Origin of the sequence: Microbacterium sp. (assembly GCF_031178525.1) — a bacterium.
Taxonomy (GTDB): Bacteria; Actinomycetota; Actinomycetes; order Actinomycetales; family Microbacteriaceae; genus Microbacterium.
Genome location: NZ_JAPSJA010000240.1, coordinates 1 through 3,524 on the forward strand (window position 1 = coordinate 1; position 3,524 = coordinate 3,524).

A 3,524-nucleotide genomic window follows, 5' to 3' on the forward strand; every position below is an offset into this window, starting at 1 on the left:
GCCCGAGCCACACGTTGCCGAGGGAGGCGGCGCCCACGATCCCGCCGACCGCGAGCACCGCGACGCTGCGCAGGATGAGCCACATGGCTTCAGGCTACGCGCCCGGCTCGCGGGCCGCGCGGCGTTCAAGGCCGTCGAGCAGCAGATCCAGGCCGAACTCGAACTCGCTCTGATCGTCGCACCGACCGAGGGTCGCCCCGGGTGGGTCGTGCGCGATGTGCGCGAGCATCTCGACGAGGTGCGGGGCCTCGGTCGCCATCTGCGCGAGCATCTCGGGCGAGGCGTCCGCGTCGCCGGAGCCCGCCGGGTCGAACAGCTCCTGCGTGAAGCCGTACGCGCGGCTGCCGAGCGCGTGCATCGCATGGTGGACCAAGTCGTGTGACAGCCCGCCGAGGCGCAGCAGTCCGACGAAACCGTCTGTGTAGCGGACGATCTGCGGGCCGAATCCGGTGCGGCTCTCGAACACTCCGGGCGCCCACGGGTGGCGCAGCATGACCTCTCGCGCCGTGAGGATGCGTCGCCGCAGCGCCGCCTTCCACTCGGAGGGAGCAGGCGCGGGCAGGTCTGCGACCGCCACCTGCATCTCGCCGGCGATCGCGTCCGCGACGCCGTCGAGCAGATCCTCCTTGTTCGCGACGTGGTGGTACAGCGACATCGCCTCCACGCCGAGCTCGGCCGCGAGACTGCGCATGGTGAGACGGTCGATGCCCTCGCGGTCGGCCAGCGCGACGGCCGTCCCGAGCACGCGCGCGCGGGTCAGCGTCGTCCGCGGGGTCGTGGGGTCGGTCATCGTGCTCAGATTCTAGGCGTCAGGACTTGTGTCCCTTACAGCGTACGGCTACCTTACGCAGTAAGACTTACAACGTAAGGGAGTCATCATGTGGATCTGGTTTCTCGCGATCGCGGGCCCGGTGATCGCGCTCGCCGTCCTGCTGCTGGTGGCGCTCATCCTGTCGATGCGCACGAAGTGGGAGCCGGGGCTGCGCTTCGTGCGGCACCTCGGCCGCGATCACTTCAACAAGGCCGCCCTGCGGACGGCGGGTGCGCCCGGAGCGGGGACCCATGTGATCCGCAACCACGGCCGGCGCTCGGGACGCCTGTATCGCACCCCCATCGCCCTCACCCCGACCGACGACGGCTGGATCGTCATGCTGCCGTACGGCACGACGCCCGACTGGCTCAAGAACGTGCTCGCGGCAGGCGCGGCCGAGGTCGAGTTCGACGGCGGCGTGCACGCGGTGACCGGCCCGAGCGTCGTCTCCCGCGCCGAGGTCGAGCACCTGCTGCCGCCCCTGGATCGGTTCGTGGCCCGGGTGTTCGGGGTCGACCAGCTGCTGCAGCTGCGACGGGCGGCCGTGGGCGCCGACATCGAGGAAGTGTCGCGATGAGGGCCGTGCTGCGCGACGCCTACGGCGGCCCCGAGGTGCTACGCGTCGGGAAGGTGCCGACGCCTCGGCCCGGTCCCGGCGAGGTGCTCGTGCGGGTGAGGGCGAGCTCGCTCAACACCGCCGACCTCGACCATCTGCAGGGCCTGCCGCGCATCGCCCGCATCGAGGGACTGCGCCGCCCGCGCACGCCGCACGTCGGGGTGGATGTGGCGGGCGACGTCGAAGAGGTCGGGCCCGGTGTTCGCGAGCTGACGCCGGGCGACAGGGTCTGGGCCGACGTGTTCGCCCACGGGCACGCGGCGCTCGCCGACTACGTCTGCGTGCCCGCCGGCGCCCTCGCGCGTATCCCCGACGGCGTCTCGTTCGCCGACGCCGCGACGATCCCGCATTCGGGGCTCCTCGCACTGCAGGGGCTGCGCGCGGCCGCGCCCCTGCGCGCGGGCACACGCGTGCTGATCAACGGCGCGGGAGGCTGCGTCGGTCCGCTCGCTATCCAGCTCGCGAAGGTGCGCGGCGCGCACGTCACGGGCGTGGACACGGGGGACAAGGCCGACATCATGCGCGCGGCGGGTGCCGACGCGGTGATCGACTACGTCGCCGAGGACATCACGCGATCCGGGAAGCGGTATGACGTCGTGCTCGACATCGCCGACTCCCGGGGCATGCTCGCGATGCGGCGCTGCCTGGAGCGCGGCGGCAGGTACTCGCTGATCGCGCGGCGCCTCGGCTCCTTCGCGCGCTACGTCCTGCTCGGACCCCTCGTCGGCCGGCTGACGGGCACGCGGATGGGGACGATCCTCTGGAAGCCGAACGATCGGGCCCACCTCGACGAGCTCGGAGCGCTGCTCGCGGCCGGGGAGATGCGGCCCCTGGTCGACAGCACGTGGGCACTCGACGATGCCGTCGCAGCGTTCGAGCACCTCGCCTCGGGTCGCGCGCGCGGCAAGGTGGTCATCGTCCCCTAACGCGCTCGGTGATCTTCGGGGTGAAGACGCGGGGCGCGGCGCGGCTCACGCACGCCCGACGCCAGAATGTACCTGATCACGCGCTGCCGCTGCCCGGCCCACGGCGCGAGCAGCTCGAGCATGCCGTCGTCCTCCACCCGGGTGCCGGTCAGGGCGTAGCCCACCTGGTGCGCGAGGTGGAAGTCGCCGACGCTGACCGCATCCGGGTCGCCCAGCGCACGGATCCGGGTCTCGGCGGCGGTCCACGGGCCGATGCCCGGGAGCGACGTCAGGATCGCGTCTCGCGCCTCGGGCGCGCAGGCCGCCATCGCGCGTACGAGCGTATCGCCGCGGCGCGCGGCCATGACGATGGTGCGGCTCTGCGGCGGTTCGAGACCCGCGCGGTGCCAGGCCCAGGACGGGATGCGGCGCCAGCCTTCGATCGTCGGGGGCGCGAACATCGGCTTCGGGGTAAGCCCCGGGACGCGCTCGCCGAACCAGGTGACGAGGCGTCGCCAGGCGGAGAACGCCTGAATGGCCGTGACCTTCTGCTCGGTGACCGACTGCACGAGCGCGTCGAAGAGCATGTCGCCACGGCCGATCCGCAGGCCCGGATGGCGGTGGTGGGAGTCGGCGATCAGCGGATGCAGCGACGGGTCGAAGCCGGTGTCGTCGTCGAGCGCGCCGCACAGGGCGGGCACCTGCGCGATCGCCCACTCGCGTCCCGGGCCCCACGACGCCGCCCGGACGGATCCGTCACGCAGCTGGCGCAGTGCGACGCTCGCGACCCCCTGCGGAGTGCGGATCGCCCGCCAGATCACGCCGGTGCTCCACGCCTGCGCGGGATCTCCCGGACCGCGCTGGAAGGTTGCGACGGTCGCGTACAGGTCGAGCGGGCGTGCAGGCCGGTACACGCTCTCGAGCCGCGGCCCCGGATCCGGCCGCGGGTCGCGCGCACGCACGGCGATGCGCGACTCGAGCGCGGCGGACGGGATCACGGCTTCACGCTACGCGCTGCATCTGACAATCCGGGCGCACGTCCTGCTGCCCTCCTGCTGGATGAGGAAGGGAGCTTGCGACGCGGTCGAGACCGTCAAGCGTGGCCACGCGCGGCTTCGGATGATGCGGGGAGACCAGCCTCAGAAGCGGTCGGGCGACGGGGCCCCGGCGCCGTACCGCACGGCGACATCCG

4 protein-coding genes are annotated in these 3,524 nt (G+C 72.5%); 2 read left to right on the forward strand and 2 right to left on the reverse strand.

Annotation, left to right across the window (positions count from 1 at the left end):
* Positions 1-94: 94 nt before the first annotated feature.
* Positions 95-790, reverse strand: a complete 696-nt coding sequence (locus RIF89_RS12340) for a TetR/AcrR family transcriptional regulator C-terminal domain-containing protein (RefSeq protein ID WP_309069403.1) — start codon at positions 788-790, stop codon at positions 95-97.
* A gap of 88 nt (positions 791-878) precedes the next feature.
* On the opposite strand from RIF89_RS12340, the gene RIF89_RS12345 reads away from it, so the two are divergent.
* Together RIF89_RS12345 and RIF89_RS12350 are read left to right on the forward strand one after the other, a co-directional pair.
* A complete protein-coding gene (locus RIF89_RS12345; protein WP_309069404.1) occupies positions 879-1,388 on the forward strand; it encodes a nitroreductase family deazaflavin-dependent oxidoreductase in 510 nt (169 codons plus the stop codon).
* Positions 1,385-2,353 carry an NAD(P)-dependent alcohol dehydrogenase gene (locus RIF89_RS12350; RefSeq protein ID WP_309069405.1) on the forward strand — a complete coding sequence of 323 codons (969 nt, stop codon included), beginning with the start codon at positions 1,385-1,387 and terminating at the stop codon, positions 2,351-2,353. Before RIF89_RS12345 ends, RIF89_RS12350 begins: the two co-directional genes overlap by 4 nt.
* Here the strand turns inward: RIF89_RS12350 and RIF89_RS12355 are convergent.
* Positions 2,350-3,330 carry a DNA-3-methyladenine glycosylase 2 family protein gene (locus tag RIF89_RS12355; RefSeq protein WP_309069406.1) on the reverse strand — a complete coding sequence of 327 codons (981 nt, stop codon included), beginning with the start codon at positions 3,328-3,330 and terminating at the stop codon, positions 2,350-2,352. The genes RIF89_RS12350 and RIF89_RS12355 overlap by 4 nt on opposite strands.
* Positions 3,331-3,524 lie beyond the last annotated feature (194 nt).

Coding starts and splice junctions, on each gene's coding strand:
- RIF89_RS12340 (WP_309069403.1), bottom strand. CDS start 790: ATGACCGACCCCACGACCCCGCGGACGACGCTGACCCGCGCGCGCGTG.
- RIF89_RS12345 (WP_309069404.1), top strand. CDS start 879: ATGTGGATCTGGTTTCTCGCGATCGCGGGCCCGGTGATCGCGCTCGCC.
- RIF89_RS12350 (WP_309069405.1), top strand. CDS start 1,385: ATGAGGGCCGTGCTGCGCGACGCCTACGGCGGCCCCGAGGTGCTACGC.